The sequence below is a fragment of the Thermofilaceae archaeon genome (assembly GCA_038731975.1).
In the GTDB taxonomy this organism is placed as follows: Archaea; Thermoproteota; Thermoprotei; order Thermofilales; family Thermofilaceae; genus JANXEW01.
On record JAVYQJ010000019.1, the window covers coordinates 1 to 19574 of the forward strand.

General features: G+C 59.3%; 22 protein-coding genes. 6 read left to right on the forward strand and 16 right to left on the reverse strand.

Features of this window, described 5'->3' with window-relative positions; translation table 11 throughout:
- The coding region (locus QXF46_07250; GenBank protein MEM0226658.1) for a hypothetical protein at nucleotides 1-634 on the reverse strand (634 nt) is incomplete at its 3' end.
- Nucleotides 635-1248: 614 nt separating this feature from the next.
- On the opposite strand from QXF46_07250, the gene QXF46_07255 reads away from it, so the two are divergent.
- On the forward strand, nucleotides 1249-1482 hold the full coding sequence (locus tag QXF46_07255; GenBank protein ID MEM0226659.1) for a heavy-metal-associated domain-containing protein: 234 nt from the start codon (nucleotides 1249-1251) through the stop codon (nucleotides 1480-1482).
- Nucleotides 1483-1509: 27 nt separating this feature from the next.
- Here the strand turns inward: QXF46_07255 and QXF46_07260 are convergent, their stop codons facing one another.
- A complete protein-coding gene (locus tag QXF46_07260) occupies nucleotides 1510-2655 on the reverse strand; it encodes a pyridoxal-phosphate dependent enzyme (protein ID MEM0226660.1) in 1146 nt (381 codons plus the stop codon).
- A gap of 99 nt (nucleotides 2656-2754) precedes the next feature.
- Complete coding sequence (locus tag QXF46_07265) at nucleotides 2755-3360, reverse strand: mechanosensitive ion channel (protein ID MEM0226661.1); 606 nt, start codon at nucleotides 3358-3360, stop codon at nucleotides 2755-2757.
- A 191-nt stretch (nucleotides 3361-3551) separates the two neighbouring features.
- Between QXF46_07265 and QXF46_07270 the strand changes: the two genes are divergently transcribed.
- Both QXF46_07270 and gyaR read left to right on the forward strand, forming a co-directional pair.
- Nucleotides 3552-4322, forward strand: coding sequence for a methyltransferase domain-containing protein (locus QXF46_07270; GenBank protein MEM0226662.1), 771 nt, complete (start codon nucleotides 3552-3554; stop codon nucleotides 4320-4322).
- A gap of 30 nt (nucleotides 4323-4352) precedes the next feature.
- Nucleotides 4353-5363 carry a glyoxylate reductase gene (gene gyaR / locus QXF46_07275; protein ID MEM0226663.1) on the forward strand — a complete coding sequence of 337 codons (1011 nt, stop codon included), beginning with the start codon at nucleotides 4353-4355 and terminating at the stop codon, nucleotides 5361-5363.
- A 22-nt stretch (nucleotides 5364-5385) separates the two neighbouring features.
- Here gyaR and QXF46_07280 read toward each other — a convergent pair whose 3' ends face one another.
- From QXF46_07280 to QXF46_07290, 3 genes are read right to left on the reverse strand one after another with little or no spacing between them, the layout of a single operon-like run.
- Complete coding sequence (locus tag QXF46_07280) at nucleotides 5386-7074, reverse strand: energy-coupling factor transporter ATPase (protein ID MEM0226664.1); 1689 nt, start codon at nucleotides 7072-7074, stop codon at nucleotides 5386-5388.
- Nucleotides 7071-7898: an energy-coupling factor transporter transmembrane component T gene (locus QXF46_07285; protein MEM0226665.1), complete on the reverse strand. Its 828-nt coding sequence runs from the start codon at nucleotides 7896-7898 to the stop codon at nucleotides 7071-7073. Before QXF46_07285 ends, QXF46_07280 begins: the two co-directional genes overlap by 4 nt.
- Nucleotides 7899-7901: 3 nt before the next feature.
- Complete coding sequence (locus tag QXF46_07290; protein ID MEM0226666.1) at nucleotides 7902-8711, reverse strand: hypothetical protein; 810 nt, start codon at nucleotides 8709-8711, stop codon at nucleotides 7902-7904.
- An 81-nt stretch (nucleotides 8712-8792) separates the two neighbouring features.
- On the opposite strand from QXF46_07290, the gene QXF46_07295 reads away from it, so the two are divergent.
- Entirely contained in the window at nucleotides 8793-9551 is a 759-nt protein-coding gene (locus QXF46_07295; GenBank protein ID MEM0226667.1) for a phosphoribosyltransferase family protein, read from the forward strand.
- A 41-nt stretch (nucleotides 9552-9592) separates the two neighbouring features.
- Here the strand turns inward: QXF46_07295 and QXF46_07300 are convergent, their stop codons facing one another.
- Both QXF46_07300 and QXF46_07305 read right to left on the reverse strand, forming a co-directional pair.
- The gene (locus QXF46_07300; protein ID MEM0226668.1) at nucleotides 9593-10606 is read right to left on the reverse strand and encodes a hypothetical protein; all 1014 of its coding nucleotides are present in this window, start codon (nucleotides 10604-10606) and stop codon (nucleotides 9593-9595) included.
- The gene (locus QXF46_07305; GenBank protein MEM0226669.1) at nucleotides 10596-11513 is read right to left on the reverse strand and encodes a hypothetical protein; all 918 of its coding nucleotides are present in this window, start codon (nucleotides 11511-11513) and stop codon (nucleotides 10596-10598) included. The genes QXF46_07300 and QXF46_07305 overlap by 11 nt, the downstream gene beginning before the upstream one ends.
- Nucleotides 11514-11616: 103 nt before the next feature.
- On the opposite strand from QXF46_07305, the gene QXF46_07310 reads away from it, so the two are divergent.
- A complete protein-coding gene (locus QXF46_07310) occupies nucleotides 11617-12195 on the forward strand; it encodes an isochorismatase family cysteine hydrolase (protein MEM0226670.1) in 579 nt (192 codons plus the stop codon).
- A gap of 97 nt (nucleotides 12196-12292) precedes the next feature.
- Here the strand turns inward: QXF46_07310 and QXF46_07315 are convergent, their stop codons facing one another.
- The 7 genes from QXF46_07315 to QXF46_07345 all read right to left on the reverse strand — a co-directional run bounded on the left by QXF46_07315 (nucleotide 12293) and on the right by QXF46_07345 (nucleotide 19131).
- The gene (locus QXF46_07315) at nucleotides 12293-13132 is read right to left on the reverse strand and encodes a tyrosine-type recombinase/integrase (protein ID MEM0226671.1); all 840 of its coding nucleotides are present in this window, start codon (nucleotides 13130-13132) and stop codon (nucleotides 12293-12295) included.
- On the reverse strand, nucleotides 13129-13629 hold the full coding sequence (locus tag QXF46_07320; protein ID MEM0226672.1) for a bifunctional nuclease family protein: 501 nt from the start codon (nucleotides 13627-13629) through the stop codon (nucleotides 13129-13131). The genes QXF46_07315 and QXF46_07320 overlap by 4 nt, the downstream gene beginning before the upstream one ends.
- 81 nt (nucleotides 13630-13710) lie before the next feature.
- The gene (locus QXF46_07325) at nucleotides 13711-14358 is read right to left on the reverse strand and encodes a hypothetical protein (protein ID MEM0226673.1); all 648 of its coding nucleotides are present in this window, start codon (nucleotides 14356-14358) and stop codon (nucleotides 13711-13713) included.
- Nucleotides 14359-14418: 60 nt separating this feature from the next.
- Nucleotides 14419-15297 carry a hypothetical protein gene (locus QXF46_07330; GenBank protein ID MEM0226674.1) on the reverse strand — a complete coding sequence of 293 codons (879 nt, stop codon included), beginning with the start codon at nucleotides 15295-15297 and terminating at the stop codon, nucleotides 14419-14421.
- Nucleotide 15298: 1 nt separating this feature from the next.
- Nucleotides 15299-16498 (reverse strand): hypothetical protein, encoded by a 1200-nt coding sequence (locus QXF46_07335; GenBank protein MEM0226675.1) that lies wholly within the window; start codon nucleotides 16496-16498, stop codon nucleotides 15299-15301.
- A gap of 306 nt (nucleotides 16499-16804) precedes the next feature.
- Entirely contained in the window at nucleotides 16805-17905 is a 1101-nt protein-coding gene (locus tag QXF46_07340; GenBank protein ID MEM0226676.1) for a radical SAM protein, read from the reverse strand.
- Nucleotides 17902-19131 carry a cysteine desulfurase gene (locus QXF46_07345; protein ID MEM0226677.1) on the reverse strand — a complete coding sequence of 410 codons (1230 nt, stop codon included), beginning with the start codon at nucleotides 19129-19131 and terminating at the stop codon, nucleotides 17902-17904. Before QXF46_07345 ends, QXF46_07340 begins: the two co-directional genes overlap by 4 nt.
- A 34-nt stretch (nucleotides 19132-19165) precedes the next feature.
- Between QXF46_07345 and QXF46_07350 the strand changes: the two genes are divergently transcribed.
- Nucleotides 19166-19354 (forward strand): hypothetical protein, encoded by a 189-nt coding sequence (locus tag QXF46_07350; GenBank protein ID MEM0226678.1) that lies wholly within the window; start codon nucleotides 19166-19168, stop codon nucleotides 19352-19354.
- Here QXF46_07350 and QXF46_07355 read toward each other — a convergent pair.
- On the reverse strand, nucleotides 19346-19574 hold a 229-nt coding region (locus QXF46_07355), incomplete at its 5' end, for a hypothetical protein (GenBank protein ID MEM0226679.1). The two genes, QXF46_07350 and QXF46_07355, sit on opposite strands and share 9 nt — an antisense overlap.

Consider the following 19574-nt stretch of genomic DNA (forward strand, 5'->3'; position numbering starts at 1 on the left):
CCGCCGCTATCAGCCCTGCAGGGTTCTTCTCTACCACGTTCCTCACAACGCTCAGCAGAGTGAACCTTTCCCCTCTTCTCTCAAGGCTACGGGGGCTGTAGAGCTTCGTATCAACACCGGGTGTTACGACTTCATAGGGCAACGGCTTGACATGCGACGTAGTAAGCCTCTGGTAAATCTCCATATCATTCCCATTGTAGAAAAGTATGCAATCAAAATACTTCTGAAGATTTGTTGCTATGGATACATCACATGTTGAAGTCGAATTGAAACTCCCATAAATTATGACTTTTGCAGAACTATTAACTTTTTTGAAATTTTCTATAAATTCTTTTAATATTTTTCTAACAAAAGTTGTGCATGTTGAATCTGATAGCAAGAGAGGCGAAAGCGTCAGTATGGCGATATCATACGTATCGCGTGGGATGGCCTCAATCCGCGTGATAACCGTGCACTTCTTGTCGTCAATATCGATACTAAATCGTTCCATCATGCCTATTCGTTCATCGAAGAGGGGGATAAAGTCGACATGATGTCCTCTTCTTACGAGAGTTCTACCCAGGTAAAAGGTTAGCTTTCTTAAGGAAAAGCGTGAGTTTATCGTAGGGAGGTAACCGCAAATGGCTACCCTCATGAGCTTGTCGCCCAGGTCCAACTATGACTGTATCCTATTCCCACAATCCAAAATGGGCACTTATTGTTGCAGCCAATATACAGTGCTTTACAATCAGTCGTACACCAATATCTTACGACGGTGTCGGGGATCCCGTCCTCATCTGTATCTACTTTTTGTTCTTGATATCCTACTTTGCAATAGAATGTATATGTGATGAGTACAAGACCGCAGGAGCCAGGAAATGTCGAGGGACTAGTTGAACAGCATTCAATATAACCTTCAATAGTAGCACCTGAACCGCATCCGGCGTAGCAGTTTCCCATGTGAGTAATAACTTTAAGTCCCATATATATATATATCTTCCTAACTTTTCTTTTTCTTCTCTAAATTTAGATGATAATAAATTTCTATGCCTACGCTATGATTTATCAGAAATGATGCTCATCGGTTGTCGTATAAAAGAGATGAGGAAAAACCTCATCAAGGCTGGTGAACTGCAGATATGAAAGAACAGTATGCCAAGCGGTAAGAGGCAGAAACTTATCCGTTGCAGTTCTCGCTCAAGAGGTGCTTGTGGGCGCGACTTGTTTCGCGCCGGGTTAATTGTAAAAGCGGCTGGTAGAGGGGGGGTTGTGAGGCGTGCGGTGCTTAGGGTCGCGGGTGTGGGCTGTGAGGGGTGCGTAGCGCCGAGCAGGGCGCTGTTCATCAAGGCTGAAGGTGTGCGCTCTGTCAAGGTTTTGGGCTCGCGCGTGGAGGTGGTGTACGACGAGAGCGTTACGACGATTCGGGAGGTGATTGAGAAGAGCGGCGCGTCGAAGTACTACTTGATCGAGGTCGAGGCCGAAGAGGCCCTCGCGCAGGACTGATCGAGCCGCGCGGTCGAGCTGCGCAGCCTACTCTCCGAGCCGCTGCGCCTCCCCGAAGAGGTACCTCGAGAACTGCTCCACGTACTTGAACCCATGATCGGGGTAGATCAGGACGTAATCTCCTTCTTCGAGCGCTCCCTCGCTCCTCAGCTTCTCGAAGGCGGCTGTCACAGCCCCGCTGCTCAAGCCGATGAGCAGCCCCTCGCTCCGGGCTACGCGTACAGCTTGCTCCACCGCCTCCTCCGGCGTCACATCGATCACCCTATCGATGGGGGCGATGCGGGCCCACTTCATCCCCGTCTCGACCCGCCTGATGCCCGGTATCGATGTACCGGGCGCGGGCTGGACGCCGTAGACCCTAACCCCATCGCTGTACCTGCTCTTGAAGTAGAGGGCGATCGCGGACATGTGCCCTGAAGTCCCGAGGCCCCCGACAATCCCCTTGAGGTTCAGGGAGGCGCTTTTCACCTGCAAGTCCAGCTCCTTAGCCGTGTAGCGGAGGTGAACCTTGAAGTTCGCGTCGTTCTCAAACTGGTTCAAGTGGACACCGCCCATGATCCGAGCTTCAACCTCCACCTCGTCGATGAACTCCACAGTCAAGGCCTTCGGCTTCCTGCAGACTTCCGCACCCATGACCGTCAGAAGCACGTCGGATGCCTTCTGGATCGTGGCGGGGAGGTACAGCCTGACCCTAAGCCCCCTTATCGCCGCCATCGCCGCGAGCGCCATCCCCGTGTTCGTGCTCGTCGCCTCGTAGAGCACCACCTTAGCGCCGGGGTTCTTGTCGAGGTACTCCCTCACCATCGCCCACCCTATCCTGTCCTTCACGCTCATGCTGAACGGGTTGTAGCACTCGAGCTTCGCCCAGACGCGCAAGCCGTCGCCGGAGAGCGACCGAAGCTTCACGAGGGGTGTCGGCCAGTTACGGTAAAGGAGCTCCTCCGTGCTATCAAAAACGCGCAGGGGCGGGGGGTTTATCTCATCGTAGAAGCCCAGCTCCTCGAGCTTGAACACGCCCCCACGGTCAGGCTTCCTGCAGCCCAGCAGCTCTAACGCCTCCTCGACCAGCTCCCGATCGGTGCTGGGAGGCCACTCGAGACCCCCCTCCCTTAGGAGCTCAGCCGCTTTGCCCACAACCCTCACGAAGCGCTCGCTCAACTCGAATCTTCGCACACGACTCTCTAACCTGCTTGTTTATAAGCTATACCTTATTACTGCGGGATAAAGTTAAATATGGTACAAATTTTGTTTCGAATACCGATTCAAACCCCTTTAAGCTCTCTTGTGTATGTAGATCTTGGAGCCGATGAGCATGTTGTTCGGGACCAGAGCGATCGTGCCATCGTCCTTCTCGATTACGGTGAACATTGTGGAGATGTCCTGAACAACGCCCTGCTCGCCCGCAGCGGTGACGCGATCTCCGATCTTTATCGGCCTAGCGATGAGGACGAAGAGCCCGGCGATCGCCTGCCCAAGCACCTGCTGAGTGGCGAAGCCGATAACCATCCCTATGAAGCCGCCCAGCGCTACCCCGGCCGCTCCTCCAGCCGCTCCACCGGCGATCGCGGCAGCCAGGGCTCCGATCCCGAGGATCTTCATGATGCTGCGCACGGCTGCGGCGGTGGAGTGGGGGTATCGGACTCGCAGGGACCAGTAGATGATGTTGGAAACGCTCGTTACGATCATGTAGCCGAAGAAAAGGGAGAGAGCTATAGCGATGTAGGTGGAGTAGTCCTCGATCGCTTTCGCTATCTGAGGGACGTAGCTTGGAATCGTCGTTAAGACGACGGCTGAGATGATCAAGTACAGGGCGATCCAGGTGATTAGGTTGACTACGCTTTTCCGCAGACCCTTAGCGATATTAGTTTCTTGGCTCATCGGATCCGGCAGTTTGAATACGTTATAATAAAAACTTTAGTTCAAACTAACGGAGGGGGTCTAGCGCGTCATTACCCTGGAAGAGGGGAAGCGGGGGAGTGGAGGTTAAGACTTTAAAGAAAAATTATCTAGTGGTTTTTCAAAGATATTTTCTGAGTAAGACTTTTAAGCGGTTGAGATGAGGCGTCTTTGTGGCAACGGATGATGATTTTTACGCGTTATACTATGATCTGCTGTACTCTCACAGGGATGTGGCAGCAGAAGTGGACTTCCTCGAGCGTATGTTCCGCGAGCACAGCAGGATCGAGGTGAAACGTGTCCTTGACGTCGGCTGCGGAACAGGGATCCACAGCGTTGAGCTGGCGCGGCGCGGGTACACTGTGCTCGGCGTGGACCTCTCTGAAGCCATGATCTCGCAAGCCAAGGCCAAAACGGCGGGGCTTGAGAACGTCTCCTTCATGGTCGCGGACGCGAGGAGGCTTGAGCTCCCCTGCAAGTTCGACGCGGCCATTGCGATGTACGGCGTCATCAGCTACTTCACTTCGGACGAGGACGTGCTCAGCTTCCTGCGCAGCGTACGCGGCGTCCTCAGGGAGGGGGGCTGCTTCATCTTCGACACGTGGAACGCACTTGGAGTGCTCGAGAAGAGGGTCTACTACGAAACCCCCTCGACGCACTTCAGGAAGCGGGAGAGCATGCTGGCTGTTAAGGAGGAGCTTTGGAGGATCGATGTTTTAGATCAAGTCGCTTCCGCGAACATCTCCTGGTCGGTCATCGACTTGAAGTCCGGGTTCGTCGATGTGAGGAGCTTCGAGTTGAAACTGCGCCTCTTCACGATCAGGGAGTTGAAGCACCTCCTCAACGACGCCGGCTTCGATATCGCTGCGATGTTCGAGGACTACTGCTGCAGGCCCTTGACGGAGAGCAGCTCGGAGCTCGTCGTTGTGGCGAGGGCCCGCTAATTCTTTATACTTTAAACGAGCTCGGTTTTCGTGAAACCTCGAGTTTTCGTCACTAGGCAGATCCCCGAAGAGGGGTTACGAATCATTAGGGAGTACTACGAGGTGGAGGTCTGGGACCGCTACACGCCTCCCCCTCGCGAGGTGCTGCTCGAGAAGGCTAGGGATGTTGACGCGCTGGTCACCCTTTTGACGGATAGGATCGATAGGGAGCTTCTAGACAATGCTCCGCGCCTCAGGATAATAGCCCAGTACGCTGTCGGCTACGACAACATCGACGTGGAGTACGCCACGCGAAAGGGAGTTTACGTCACCAACACGCCCGGAGTCCTTACGGACGCGACAGCCGACTTGGCGTGGGCTCTGCTGCTCGCTGCAGCGAGGAGGATCGTGGAGGCGGACAGGTTCGTGCGGAGCGGTGAGTACTGGCGCACCGGCACCGGCTGGCACCCCCTGATGATGCTCGGCTACCACGTCACAGGCAAGACTCTCGGGATCATCGGGATGGGGAGGATCGGGCAGGCTGTAGCGCGCAGGGCGAAGGGTTTCAATATGCGCATACTCTACTATCAGCGCCACCGCCTCCCGGAGGAGCTGGAGAGGGAGCTGGGGGCCCAGTACGTCGACCTCGAGACCCTGCTCCGGGAGAGCGACTTCGTAACGATACACGTTCCGCTGACGAAGGAGACGTACCACATGATCGGCGAGCGGGAGCTCAAGTTGATGAAGAGGACTGCTATTCTCGTAAACACGGCTCGGGGGGCGGTTATAGACGAGCAGGCGCTCGTTAAAGCCCTGAAGGAGGGCTGGATAGCAGCAGCGGGCCTCGACGTTTTCGAGCAAGAGCCATTGCCGCCGGATCACCCTCTGACGAAGCTCGACAACGTCGTGCTCGCCCCGCACATCGGTAGCGCGACCTACGAGACGAGGGCAGCGATGGCGGAGCTCGTAGCGCGAAACCTCGTCGCGTTCTACAAGGGTGAAATACCGCCGAACCTCGTGAACAGGGAGGTCGTAGGGGTCAGGCCGCCCGGCTTCGGTTAGAGCGCGGCCCGTCGATCAACCCCTACTTAACGAGGGTCACTATTTCGAGGAACTCCTCAGCGCTCACGGGCGCCACGGTCAGGCCCAACTGCTTCGCTAACCTCATCGCCTGTGGCTTCGTGAGCCGCCCCTCGTCCGCGGCCGGCGAGAGAAGTACGCTCCGCGGGTGGCCGTCGGCAATCACTCTCCCATCCTTCACTACTACCAGCCGGTCGGCGTACTTGGAGGCTAGAGCTATGGAGTGCGTGATGGTTACAACGGCCCTACCCTCCCTCGTCAGCGCCTTCAGGTTTGAGAAGAGGCTTTCGTTGAACCTCATGTCCTGTCCTGTCGTTGGCTCGTCCACGATCAGAACCTTCGGGTCGAGTACGTAGGCTGAGGCTAGCGCCAACCTCCGCTTCTCACCCTTGCTGAGGAAGAAGGGGTGCTCATTCTCGAGCCCCTTCAGCCCGAAGACCTCCAGCGCGCGCTCAACGCGCTCTCTCACCACTCCTTCAGGGAGGCCGCGGATCCTCAAACCGAAGGAGATCTCCTCGTACACGCTCTTGTTGAATATCTGGTGGTCGGGGTTCTGGTATACGTAGCAGACGAGCGAGGACAGCGTCAGCCTATCGTACTCCTCAACCCTCCTACCCAGCACAAGCACTTCGCCCCTTGAGGGCCGGAGAAGCCCGCTCACTACCTTGGCTAGCGTGGTTTTACCGCCGCCGTTTGGTCCCACGAGAGCGACCAGCTCGCCCCCTCTGATCGTGAGGGACGCTCCCTTGAGCGCCCTGAAGCCGCCGGGGTACACGTACTCCACGTCGCGGCACTCAACGAGAACCTCTCCCTCCCCCACTCTCTCGACCTTTGGGATCCTGTCGGCGTGCACGAACAGCCTATCTCTCACGCTCTCCAGAGCTCGAACCAGATCACCGTACCTACAGATCGTGTCAAGGCCGAGCTTGAACGAGATTGCAGCTGCATCGGGCGGGTAGACGCCGTGACTCTTGAGCTCGTCATAGCGCGAGAACACGCAGCGAGGTTCGCCCACGGCAGCAACCCTACCCTCGCTGAGGACGGCGACTCTATCGGCAAGCTCCGCCACGAACTCGGACTCGTGCTCGATCAGGATGATGGTCATGTCCAGCTCGTCTCGCAGCTTCCTGATGGCCGTCAGCACCTCCTCCTTACCCACGGGATCCAGGTCGGAGGTCGGCTCGTCGAGTATCAGCAGCTCCGGCCTCCGAGCGACGGCCGCCGCTATGGCTACGCGCTGCTTCTCGCCGCCCGATAACTGCAGCGGGGATCTGCCTAGGAAGCTCTTGTCGAGGCCCACGAGCTCGAGGCTCCACTCGAGCCTCTCCCTTATCTCCTCGCGGCTTAGCCCGAGCGGCTCAAGCGATAGAACGAGCTCGTCTTCGACGGTGCTCATCACGAACTGTATCTCCGGGTCCTCGAACACCACAGCCACCCGCTTCGTGATCTCGGAGACGTCCCGGCTCAGCGTGCTCATGCCCAAGACTTCAACTCGACCGCGGAACTCGCCCGGCACCCTCTGAGGTATGATGCCGGTAAGGGCGAGGACCAGCGTCGTCTTGCCGGCGCCGGTGTGCCCCATGATGGCGAAGAACTCGCCGCGCTCGACCTCGAGATCGACTCCCCTCAGCGCGTAATCGCTCCGGCCAACGTACTTCCACCAGAGGTCCTCAACGAAAACCGCTCTGCTCATGGGATCCACCCCCACAGGACGTAAGCGATTATTAAGGTCACCGACACGGCGATGACGGCGTAGTCGTCGCGCCTCATCTTGAACGTGTAGTAGCCAGAGGCGGCTCTACTGCTGGGAGCGATCCCCCTAGACTCGAGGGCGAGGGATACCTCGTAGCTCCTCGTGATCATGAGGCTGAGCAGGGGGATGAGCGCGTTCACGTAGAGCAGGAATCTTTTAGCCAGCGAGGTTCTCTCGAAGTCTACGCCCCTAGCCATCATCGCTTCCCTGATGGTGTAGAAGTCGGAGGCGAAGAGCTGTAACCCTCTGAAGAAGAGGGACGTAGCCACGCAGGCTCCGAATGGAACCTTGAGGGAGAGAAGGCCCCACACGAGGTCTCTGTCGGTGACCGTAGCCATCAGGAGTGTCGCGGAGAGTATCATGGCGAAAATCCGCAGTATGAAGGTGAGCGCGTAGGTTAACCCCGTGTCTGTCAGGGACAGCTTCCACTCAAAAACTCCTTTCTCAGCTCGCATGCTTAGCAGCGTAACTTCGAAGAGCGTCTTACCCGGAATGTGAGTAAACAGCGAAAATGCCAGGACGATGAAGGAGCTCATGCTGACGATAACTGCTAGGTACCTTTTTATCGCGCCCAGCGGTACACCGGCTGCAACGCAGGCGCCCGCCGACGCGGCGACAAGGAGGAGGGCCTTGATGGGGTCGGTCGCGAAGAAGATCGCCACCGCGAATGAGAGCGGGAGAAAAATTTTCGTTGAAACATGCAGGCTCAAGTACCTCGACGACTTTGATTCAACCCCAGCCAGTTCACCGAGTATAGTAGGCATCCGTTAGGCCCACCATCCCCTTACGAAGAGCCCTGTCCTCTTGAAGATCGGCGTCAAGGCGACGAGGAGGGCCGTGGAGATAACGGAGAGTACGATCAGGTCGCCCGTCACCCAGCCGACGAAAACCGGCCAGAACAGCTCGGCAGGGAGCGGGGGCGGCAGGTTCCATAGGGTCAACGTGCCGGCGCCCCAGATTCCGCTGCCGAACGAGGCGGCGATGACGCTCAGGATCGTTGCGAGCCACGTCCTGGCGTGGCCGGCGATCAGCCCCATCGCGATCCCGACGCACGCTAACGCTAGGCCTAGGTATACCATCACGGCGTAAATCGTGGTGAATGGTTCGCCGTAGGTTGCACCCCAAAGCAGCTGAACCACAACCCCCAGGAACAGAATCGTCGTGCCAGCCGCTATGAACCAAGGCAGTAGCTTTGCCGCGCCCGGGCGCTTAGGCGTAAAGTCGGGGTCGGGGGCGAGAGCCTTGAAGATGAGGAAGGGTAGCAGCGCCTCGATGAAGTCGGCCCACGACCAAATGAATGATTGAATCAACGTGTAGCCGCTGGGGTATAGACCTAGGAAGAAGCAGCTTATGTAGCCCGCGAGGCAGCCCCACATGCCCATCCAAATGCCGAGCGGTACGTAGATGGCTGCCGCCAGGTAGAGTGCGGACACCCCCGGAGCGCCCAAGACGGGGAAAATGAGGCTTGAGACCACCGCGAGCACGTACGAGATTGCTGTAGCAAAGGCGAATAGCACAATGTGCATCCACGTGACCCTTCTCCTCACCGCTTTAGCTTGAGTTTCGGGTCCCGCCATCGAGGGCACCCGTGATAATTCCTTTTTAGATCTTTCGTTTAAGCAATGGGTATTTTAACTAGTGGTTATCATGCTCTTGTGATGAGAGCTGGTAGTGCGGAGAGAAAGTTTGAGCACGTGAAGGTTCAGCTGCTAGCTGCAGAAGCGCTCAGGAGTCTGCGGAGCTTTATGAGTGGGAAAGAGGTGCTTGAGCTGCTCGAGCGCGGGGGTGTGAAAATCTCCCAGGTGGACCTGAGCAGGTACGTCACGGGCACAGTTCTACCGAGCCCCTCCCGCTCCCTGGAGATCCTGCAGCTACTCGCAGAGAGCAACGCGCTGGGCCTTGTTTTGAAACGCGCCCTCGTCATCGACGAGCGGGGGGTGGTGAACGTGGCCAGAATAGTCTACGACAACGCCATCCTCAGTCTAGCGGCCGCACGAGCCTACGTGGAGCTGAGAGAGCTCGGCGTGACGAAAGTGCTAACAGCCGCTGTGAACGGGGTACCCCTGGCCACGCGCGTCTCCCACGCCCTCGACGCGGAGCTCTGCGTCGCGAGGCACGAGCCGGACGCGAGCGCGGACAGCTACCTAGAGGTGAGGTACTTCGCCCCGGATCCGCCGCGCTATGCGCACCTCTACTTGCCGACCTACGCGTTAAACGAGAGGGATCGAGTAGCCGTGGTTGATGACCTACTGCGCTCCGGCAGAACCCTGAGGGCTTTAGCTCAACTCGTGGAGCTCAGGAAGGCCCGCTTGAGTGCGGTGTTCTCGCTTATAGCGATAGGCGACGAGTGGCGCAGCTTCATCCCGAGCACGGTAGCGAAGGTTGTCACGGTGCTGGAGCTTCCTAGACAGGCTTGAAGCTATGCGCCCAGCTTCAACCTTCAGCAGATTAACCGTCGTTAATCCCAGAGGAACCACGGGATCTCGTCTCTGATCTCCCTGAAGTCCTTTGAGAGCAGTGGCAGTACTACTGCGAGCAGCAAGAGGGCGGGAGGGAGCAGAAGGGCGGGCGACACGGATGATAATGTGAGGAGAGGGAGGGATAGGCCTCCGCCTAGGGTTACAAGCTCCCTCTGCGTAACATTGTAGAGCATCCGCAGCATCGTCGTCTGCGAAGTCGCGAAAGCCGCAATCAGGATGAGCGCGCACACAACCGCCGAATAGGGGAGAAAGAGAGCGAGAGCCATGACGGGTAAGAGCATGAGAAAGTGGTTGTTGACAGGGAGCAGCGCGAGCAACATGAGGGTGTTGAGCCCCAGCGCTGCAGTAGCTAGCATGGCGTGGACGCTGCCCCTCCAGCTCAGCATCAGCTTCCTGAAGGCGCGTGCCCTAGCCATGAACTCGGGGTACGCCCTTACCGGGTTGGCGAAAACGGCGTAAAGCGCGGCGTAAGTTAGCGTCGCTGCGCACCTCACGGAGAGGCACGGGTCGTCAGCGGGCCTCTGACCCCTCACAACCTGAGAAAGGCGCCTATACCCCCTTACTTCAACCGCCTCGAGTGGACAGTCGCTAATGAGCCTCTCGAGCTCCTCGTGCACCCTCCGCTCTATCAGTCGGTGCAGTCCACTCGACCCTGGTGGGGGTACGCACCGGTCCTGCAGGTAGTGCAGCGCGTAGCCCAGCTCCCTAACCTCCTCATCCCCGAGCCTACCCCTCAGTACAGCTTTACGCACCTTCAACAGCTTCCTTAGTATCAGGAAGCTGGGACAAGTATGATGCGGCACCCTCACCTTCCTTTTCTTCAACTCTTCATCCAGCTCGTAAACGTACTCCGGCAGCTTATCGGGGGTTGAGGAGGCAAGTATGAGCGAATTTGCTTGCGCGAGCAGCTGCCTAACCGCTGGTTCATCCGCGTAGCCTATGAGCGCACTTACCGCCAGCTCCGTTAACCGCTCGTGCTCATCACCGTACACGTCCCGTCACCACGGCGAACTCCCTCGCAACGCCCACGATGAGCGCTAGAACGCTCGCAAGGAAGCCCTCCACCCCGGCAGCGTAGCTTAGGACGATGGCGAGCGCAACGAACGCCGCCGCCACAGCCACGATTCTCACCTTGCCAGAGGGAGAGGTCCGCTGGGGAGGGCTTGCCACCCTCACCGGCACCTCGGTATCGATCGACCGCTCAGCCTCCCCCCTCCCGCTACGCGATACCGCCTTCGCCGGGACGGCGTGCTCCTCCACCCCCCACCTTCCCCGCCCAGCTTCGTACCTTCTCCAGAACTCGCTAGTGTACGCAGCACAGGGATGCCCGGTTTCGCTCTCCCAGTGCTCCCTGAGCAGGTCAGCTATGTCGGGGTATTCAGCTAGATAGGATTGGTACTGGTCGAGCGAAAGGGCGAGACGCGGCGTAGAGTGCTTCTCGCAGAAGGCCTCTCCACAGTGCTCGCAACGCTTCAGAGCCTTCTGGGAGTGGTCACCTTCAACCGTGCATCGAGCGCACACGCCCTTTAGCTCGAGCGCGCGGCCAACCGAATGCATCACTGCCTGAGAAGCGCCAACCGATGGCTCGGCTGGAAAGCTTCGACCGGTGAGCTGCTGGTAGAGTTCGCTCAGAAGCCGCAGCACCTCCGAAGAGAGGTTAGCGTGCTCAGCTGCGAGCTTCAGCATTCTCTCCGCAAAAACCTCCTCCACAATCTCGTTTCGCGCCAGGCTGTCCCTAAGGCGTTCAAGCTCAACGTAGAGGGATACATCGCTCAGGTGGATGTACTCGTGCGGTTTATCGATCGCCCTCAGGCCGTACGCCCGGATGATGAAGGAACGGTACTTCACCAGAACGGGGTTCACAACGCGCGTCGCTACGTAGAAGCCGTCCGCGCACACGTGCGGAAGGGGGGAGCATAATTAAATAACTTTTCCCTTTGTATTTCGGCTTTAAGGGGCAGTTCGAGAAAGGCTTAAGAGCTGGAGACGGGAGCTTTCAACCGTGAAGTACGCGTTAATCATCGTTGATATGCTGGAGGAGTTTGTTAGAGGCCGTTTGCGCGCTGAGGCCGCTGAAGCTATCGTCCCTAACATCGCGAAGCTCCTCCGCTTCGCGCGCAGCTACCGAATCCCCGTCATCTACGCCGTGGACAGCCACTACCCCAATGTTGACGCTGAGCTCAGGCTCTGGGGCCCACACGCGATAAGGGGAAGCCCTGAGGCGAGGGTTGTTGAGGAGCTGAAGCCAGAGGCGGGCGACTACGTCGTATACAAGCGGCGTTACGACGCCTTCTTCGAGACCGATATGGACTTGCTACTGCGGGAGCTGGAGGTAGATACCGTTATACTGACGGGGATCCACACGCACATATGCGTCCAACAGACAGCCGTAGGAGCCTTCTACAGGGGCTACAAAATCATCGTTCCGACGGACTGCGTAGCTGCGGCCACCAAGGATTGGCACGAGAGAGGCCTCGAGTACATGAGAGCGTTCCTCGGTGCCGAGCTGACTACCTCAGATGTGCTGATCGAGAGGTTGAGGAAGGAGCTCGCTCAACCGCCGTCAAGCCAGTACATGTGACACGCAGCACCTCTGCCGCTGCACGCTGTACGGCTCCGAAGCGGTGAATTAGCTTTCGCTCTCACGCGGCAGCCAAAGGTTCGATCAAGGCTGCAGGCTAACCCCACACTCGCCGGTAGTCCTCGAGGAGCTTGCGTTTGACCACGTGCGTGTAAACTTGCGTAGTGCGGAGGCTGGCGTGACCGAGCAGCTCCTGTATCTCCCTCACATCCATCCCCTTCGACAGGGAGAGAGTCGCGAAACTGTGCCTGAGCACGTGGGGTGTCACCTTCTTCTTGATTCCGGCCCTCCGGGCGAGCTTCCTGACGATCCTCTCGACCGTCACGTAGTGGATGTGCCCCCCTTTCCTCCCGGGGAAGAGGTAGTGGTCCACGTTTGCGCTCCGCAGGTACTGCTCTAGGAGCTCGCGCGTACGGCTGTCGAAGAAGACTACGCGCTCCTTACCCCCCTTCCCCCTCACCCTGATGCCCCCCTCCTCCAGATCCACGTCCTGGACTTCTATGCTCGCCAGTTCGCTCACCCTCATGCCCGTGCAGAACAGGAGCGAGACGATCAGCTTGTCCCGCAGGTTGTCGGCCGAGTCTATCATAGCTTGAACCTCCTCCTGGGTCAAGTACCGCGGCAGCTCGTTCGGCCTCTTGGGGAGCTCGAAGCCTTGGAGGTTCCCCTTCAATCCCAGGTACTCCATGAACCTCTTCACCGCTACGGCCGCCGTGTAGATGCTCCTCTCCTTGTAGCCGGAGGCCCTTAGCCTAGCCAGGAAGGCGTCCACATCCCATGTCGTAGCTTCGCTGACGTGCTTCGGACCGAGGAACTGGATGAACCTGTCCAGCACGCTCCTGAACGTCCTGATCGTTCTGGGAGAGCGGTTTCTCGCTGCCAAGTGGGCAAGGTAGACTTCAACCAGCTCCCTATTCGATAGCTCCTTAACGTTCATAGGAAGCTATCCGCGTCGGTGAAGGAGCTCTCGCTCTGAGCGTACTTTTTAAGCTGCTTGTTCACGTAGATTGGGGCGCCCGTGCGGACGGCGATCGCCACCGAGTCGCTCGGCCTAGCGTCGATGTAGTAGCGCCTCACCCTGCTGTTCTCCTCCTGGAGGAGCACTATCGTGGCGGTGTAGACGTTGTTTATGAGTGCGTCGATCGTAATCTTCTCCACCCTAACGCCGAGAGCCCCCAGGATCGAAACGATTAGGTCGTGAGTCATGGGGCGCTGCGTCGGGACCCCGTAGAAAGCCCTGGCGATCGATTCGGCCTCCGACCTGCCGATGTATATGGGGAGTACCTGCTTCTCCCAATCCTCCCCCTTCAGCAGCATCACAGCACCTTGGGAGTACTCGGCTCCCCCCGACCTGATGACCACGCCGTAGACGCCCACGAGCTCGGCTCTAGTGTACTCCTCGCTCTCCCTCTCCTTCTCAACCTTCTCGCTCATGCTCCCCGGTAACTAGCCCCACACCATCTAATAAGCGTTCGTCTGCGACCAACCCCGCTCGCGGACTGCCGCTAAAGCTGATTAGAGGAGCCGCCACGCCTCGTTGTTGAAGATCACGTTTTCGAACTTTACAGCTATCAGCGGTCCCTTGAAGCGGGCTAGAGCCTTTACCCTCTTCGTAACCTCATTGATTAGTAGGATTGGGTTGCGCTCGAGGGCCTTGATCACCTCGTCGGCTCCGTTCGACCGCGATACCATCATGAAGAGGGTGTTCTTGACTATCGTCTCGGAGAGCGTGTCCGTGAAGCAGACTTCGCCGCTCTTCACCAGGGAGCCGAGCGCGAACCTCTTAGCCTCCTCAAACAGCGGCAGGTTGAAGAAGGGGCGCGTGCCCTGCTCGATCTTCTGCATCAGCTTCACATCGAAGTCCTTATCATCAGCGAGCTTTACGCGCTGCCTCCACTTCATCGCCCATATGGGGAACCACTCATCGACTAGCGTCACGTAGACGATCGGCCTCTCCTCCATCAAGTACTCCACGTACCTCACTGCGGCTTCGTCGGGAGAGTCGTCGTATAGGAAGCCCTTCTCAACCTTAACGTAGTTGAGGAAATCCCTGCTGCAGACGGACGTCATGAACGATTCTTCCGGTTCGCTCATTCTACCGAACTCCTGAGCTATCTTCTTCGCAAAGGTAGCCTTAAACGCCACCAGGCCGCGATTGTACATTAGCTGATACCCTCCGCTCCATTAATGCGCCTTCTATTAACTTTTGTGCCCGCCCAGCCTTCAGCTTTCAAAAAACCTCACTGTCCTGACCTCCCGCCGTAAACCCTTGTACAAAGAGAAGATGCCGACGAAGGTGAGGCCGGCCGCGCAAGTTAAAGCGAAGAGAGGAGCGGTCGGTAGCAGCGGTAATAGAACGGCAGCCAGCGCGAGCGAGAGCACACCGCTAGTGAGGGCAGCGGCTCTAAACTTCAGCTCGATCGGCACCTCCGCGTACAGGATGCGCGCGTCGCTTGCATCCGCCATGAAGCGGTAGGTGCGGCCGCGGTACTCGTACAGGCAATCGTACACGGGCACGTGGACTAAGCAGCGATCAGCGACGACAACGTCGAGCTCGCCACGGCCGAAGCTGCTGCCAAACTTCCTCCTAAGCTTCTCCGCTATCGACTGCCAACCGACTGACTTCGCCGTCTCCTCGGCCTCCGCAGGACCTACGCTCGGATTTACGAGCCTGCCATTCCACTGGACCACGTGCCTGTGACTGTAGTAGATTTTCCCCGTGAGGCTCAACCGTAGCTGCTCGAGCGGTGTCCTCAGCATGGATCCGTGGGCTGGTATCGAGACCTCAACGCTCTCCTCCTCGACTTCGCCACCGATCTTGGTCCTCCCGATCACCTGGACCACCCAGTACGGGTAGAAGACCAGCCTGTAGTCCCTGAGTCTGGTCGCACCGCTGAAATCATTCGGGGTCTCCGGCATCCGAAGGGCCCAAGATCGGAAGACGTCCAGAACGTGCTGCACAGTATAGTTCACGGGCCCCATCAGGTGCTCGCCAACCTCTCCGCCACCCACGGCGAAAGCCGTCCCGCAGTAGGGGCAGGTGAGCACCACCTCCCCCGGCTGCTGCTCAACGCTGCCGCCGCAGTACGGGCAGACCGGCATCCTAACCCACCCTCGCGGGAGCGTAAGCCGATGTGGCCAGCTTGACCGCGGCGATGAGCCCTACGCCGGCAACGAACAGAGGGAGGAGCACGTCTGAGGTCGCCCTGAAGGTCAGCTCGGCCACCAACCCTGCCCCGAAGACGGCTAGGAGGGAGCCGAGCAGCCTGGCCGCCCTCTCAACGTTCGAAAGCGGGAGCTCCAGCTTGAGCTTCGATAGCTCGGGGCCCACCGCTGAACCGGTGTACAGAGCACCACCCCTGGAGTACGTGAAGATCCAGTAGGGGGCGAAGACCAGCGAAGCCCGCTTGAAGCTGACTGATGGCCTGAACCTCAGCAGCTGCACGCTCACAACGCTCCCCCTAACCTGCCTCTCAGCGCTCCGCTTAGCCTCCGCGGCCGCATCATCCTCCAGCTCATCCTCGGCTCGGGCTCTCGCAACCCGCTCGCTGAGCTCCGGCGCCAGGATGCTGGGCGCGAACCGCTTCGCCTCCTCAGCACTTAACCTCTGCGGGGGGCCGTAGTACCACATGCTCTGAACCCATGTTCTCAGCTGCTCTCCACCGTAGATTTCAACCGCGAACCTCGCGGGTAGCGCCTTCACCGAGTCAAACACGACCCGCCCCGAAACCCTGGTACGCCTCGTCTCCACCCTCACCCTGTGGGAGCCTTCGCGATCGAAGGGCCCGCCCGGGACCACTCGAGTTTCCTGATACGTAACGAGCGCCACGTACTCCGCGTCAACGTGCGCTTCGAAAACCCAGAAGGGAACGTAACGTAGCTCCGCGGACACAAGCTCGCAGCCGCTGCGCTCCACCAGCCCCCTGAGATCCTCCCGCCGCCCCGCGGGCCACGCTAGCAGTGAAACCTCCTCGCCGAACACACTGCCGGCCCAGCCGCAGTAGGGGCACACGTAAACCACGATCTCTGGCGTGAGCTGGATTGACGCCCCGCACTGCGGGCACCGGTAGCTGACCGCGATCAGCACATCATCGACTTTGAAGCCCATCGCCCTCAGCGCCCTCAGCGCATCGACGCGGACCCTATCACCCAGCAGCTCGCTGTACTTGCGCTTCGCCAGCTCGTAGAGAAGGGAGGTTAGAGCCTGCTCAAGCCCCGGCTGAGGCGGACTGGCCTTTGCCGACAGGTAGACCAGGCGGCCGTCACCCGTGGTTGCGGCAACGTAGGCCGACGCTTCAGCCATGAGCGCACCCTACGAAGCCTGTTTTCGCTCAGTTATATTTACTCGCTACCCACAAACAAGCTTTTTAGCGCTTCAACGGGGGTTAAGCGGGGATGATGTCGCGACGGTCTCTCGAGCGGTGACGACTCTTTTCGCCCCTGACCCACCTCGACCAACCTCTGAGTAAAACAGTCAATCACCACCCCGGTGCGCGCCCGCCGCTTAACCGCGCCTTCCTCCTGCGTGTCGAGTACGACCCGCGCGAAGCGCAGAGCTCCAACGAAAAGCGCTGGACTCTCGGATCCTCTTCCGATCACGCGCGGCCTTTCAACGAGGAACCCCTATCAATCTTGCGAGAAGCTCTCCGGACTCCAGCACTCTGCACAGCTTGTTGTGGTGGAGCTTCAAGCCCCGCCTTACGGGGCGGGGGAAGGCCTCGTAGTCGCGCTCGTCCAGCAGATGCACGTTGGGTGGAGGTTGTCCGGGCTTTAGTAAGTGCTCGAAAACCGTCTTCCTAAGGGAGTAGCGCGCAGCCATGTGCCAGGCTTGGCAGCAGTCGTGACCGTAGCGCGCGAAATCCGGCCAGAAGCCATCCTTGCACACTGTTACCACCCCCCGACTCCCGATCTCCCTCTGCAGCCTATTCAGCATCCGCGCGCGCCAGTGGACCCCGGGCCTGAGCAGAGCGGTGCTCTTGGGGGAGTAGGGCTCCCACCGGTACAGGCCCACGTACTCGTCAGCGCGAACCCCGAGAGCCGAAGCTACCATCACGAGGCCATCCATCGTCTCCCTCAGCGGTTCAACGATGACTCCCCTGCAGCCGTGCTCCAACGCCGAGCGGGCGGTTTCGACCTGCTCATCCTCGATACCAGGGATGAGCGGCTGCACTCTCGCGACCACGGGCACCCCGTGCTCGCTGAGCTCCTCAGCGAGGGCTAGCCTGGAGGAGGGTGGAGGCGCACTGGGTTCGAGGCGATGCGCGAGCTTCTCGTCGAGCGCCGCTACGCTCACCTGCACGAGGACCAACCCCTCCTCGGCCAGCTTCAGCAGAGCGTCGAGCCAGGGTGGGTTGCCGAGCATTATCGACTTCGTGTTTACTACGAGGGGGACCTTGTTCTCGTATGCGGCCCGCATGATCTCGAGGGAGAAACGGCGCTCAGCCTCAGCGTTCTGGAAGGGTTCCGCGAGCGTGGAGAGGCGGAAGTAGGGTGGGGGGACGCCCGCTCTGCCGAGCTGTTCGGCCAAGCGCCTCCACTGCTTGACGAGGCGCCTCCCCGCCACTGGGTGGGGTGATCTGTACCAGCTGGCGTAGCAGTACACGCAGCCGTAGGGGCACGAACGGTAGGGCTCCAAGCGGAAGATCGAGTAGCAGAGCGCGCTGATGATGCTGCTGGGCTTCACGGCGAACGTCGGCCAATCGATTCTCATGCCATTTGCGTGAGCAGCTTCACGATCCCGCTGAGAGCTGCGGCTAGGGCGTCCACCTCCTCCCTGACGTTGTAGATGTAGAAGCTGGCGCGCACCGTCCCCTCCCTCAGCCCCAAGTACTCGTGGAGGGGTTGGGCGCAGTGGAAGCCGCTCCGCACCGCGATCCCGCGCTGGTCGAGGAGCGCTGCAACCGAGTGGGGGTCGAGCCCTCTCACGTTGAAGGGCACTATCCCGCTCCTATGCTCGGGCTCCGGCCCGTAGAGCTCCAATTCCTCCAGCTCCGAGAGCCTCTTCAGCGCGTACCGGGTGAGCTCGATCTCGTGGAGCCTCACGTTCTCCATCCCCAGCCTCTCGAGGTACATCACGGCCTCCGCGAGGCCCACGCCGCCGGCGATGTTCGGCGTCCCCGCCTCGAACTTCCAGGGCAGCTCGTTCCAGGCTGGCTTGATCTCGCCGCCCTCGTACCTGACCTCCTTCACCATGTCCCCCCCGTATAGGAAGGGGGGCATCTCCTCGAGCAGCTCCTCCCTCCCCCACAGGACGCCGATCCCGCTGGGGCCCAGCATCTTGTGCCCGCTGAAGGCGAGGAAGTCGCACTCCAGCTCCCTCACGTTCACCGGCAGGTGGGGGACGCTCTGCGCCCCGTCAACCAGGCAGATCGCACCGACCTTGTGCGCCAGCCTAGCAACCCTCCTGACGTCCACGATCGTCCCCAGGACGTTTGAAGCCTGAGTGATAGCCACGATCCTAGTCCTCTCCGTGACCGCCTGCTCCAGGGCCTCGTAATCCAGCGTGTAGTCGCTGCGCAGGCCGACCAGCTTGACCCTGGCCCCCCTCATCCTAGCCACCGCGACCCACGGCAGCAGGTTGCTGTGGTGCTCCATCACGCTCACGACCACTTCATCGCCCTCCTTGAGCTCGCTCAACCCCCAGGAGTAGGCGACGAGGTTGATCGCCTCCGTCGTGTTCCTCACGAAGACCACCTCCCTCCAGCTGCGAGCCCCGATGAAACGGGCGACCACCTCGTGGGCCTCCTCGTAAGCCTCGCTCGCCTCCCTGCTCAGCCTGTGAACCCCCCTGTGGATGTTCGCGTACCTGCTCTCGTAGAACCTCGTCAGGGCTTCGATGACCTGCCTGGGCTTCTGGGAGGTCGCCGCGTTGTCCAGGTAGACGAAGCCTCTCTCGAGTATGGGGAAGTCCCTCCGGATCTCGTAGGGGTCCAGCATCGATTGAAAGCCGCGACGCTGGCTGAAAAAGGTGATGGCCGACAGCGTTATAAGCCGCGTCTCAGGCGTTGGGGGCGTGGGGAGGGAGGAGCGGCTAAGGATAGAGCGGGAAAGGAGGAGGGCTGAGCGGAAGAGGCAGAGCTCACAGCTGATAAAGGTAATCATCCTGCTGCTCATCGCTCTGATGCTCTCTTCAAGCCTTCTGATCCTGCTCCTACCCTAGGCGGCGCCTGTAGATGATGGCGACTCCCTTAACGCCTTGGAAGCTGGTCCCGAGGAAAATGCTAGCTGAGACAAACCCTACGTTCGGGAGGATCGCCACAACGTCGCCCAGGTGCTTCTGGACGTAGTCAAGTGCTTGGCCTAGGTGGGGCAGTCTATCGTAGAAGGGGTCCGTCTCGACGTAAACGATACCGTACGTTTCGCCCTCGTACACCACCTTA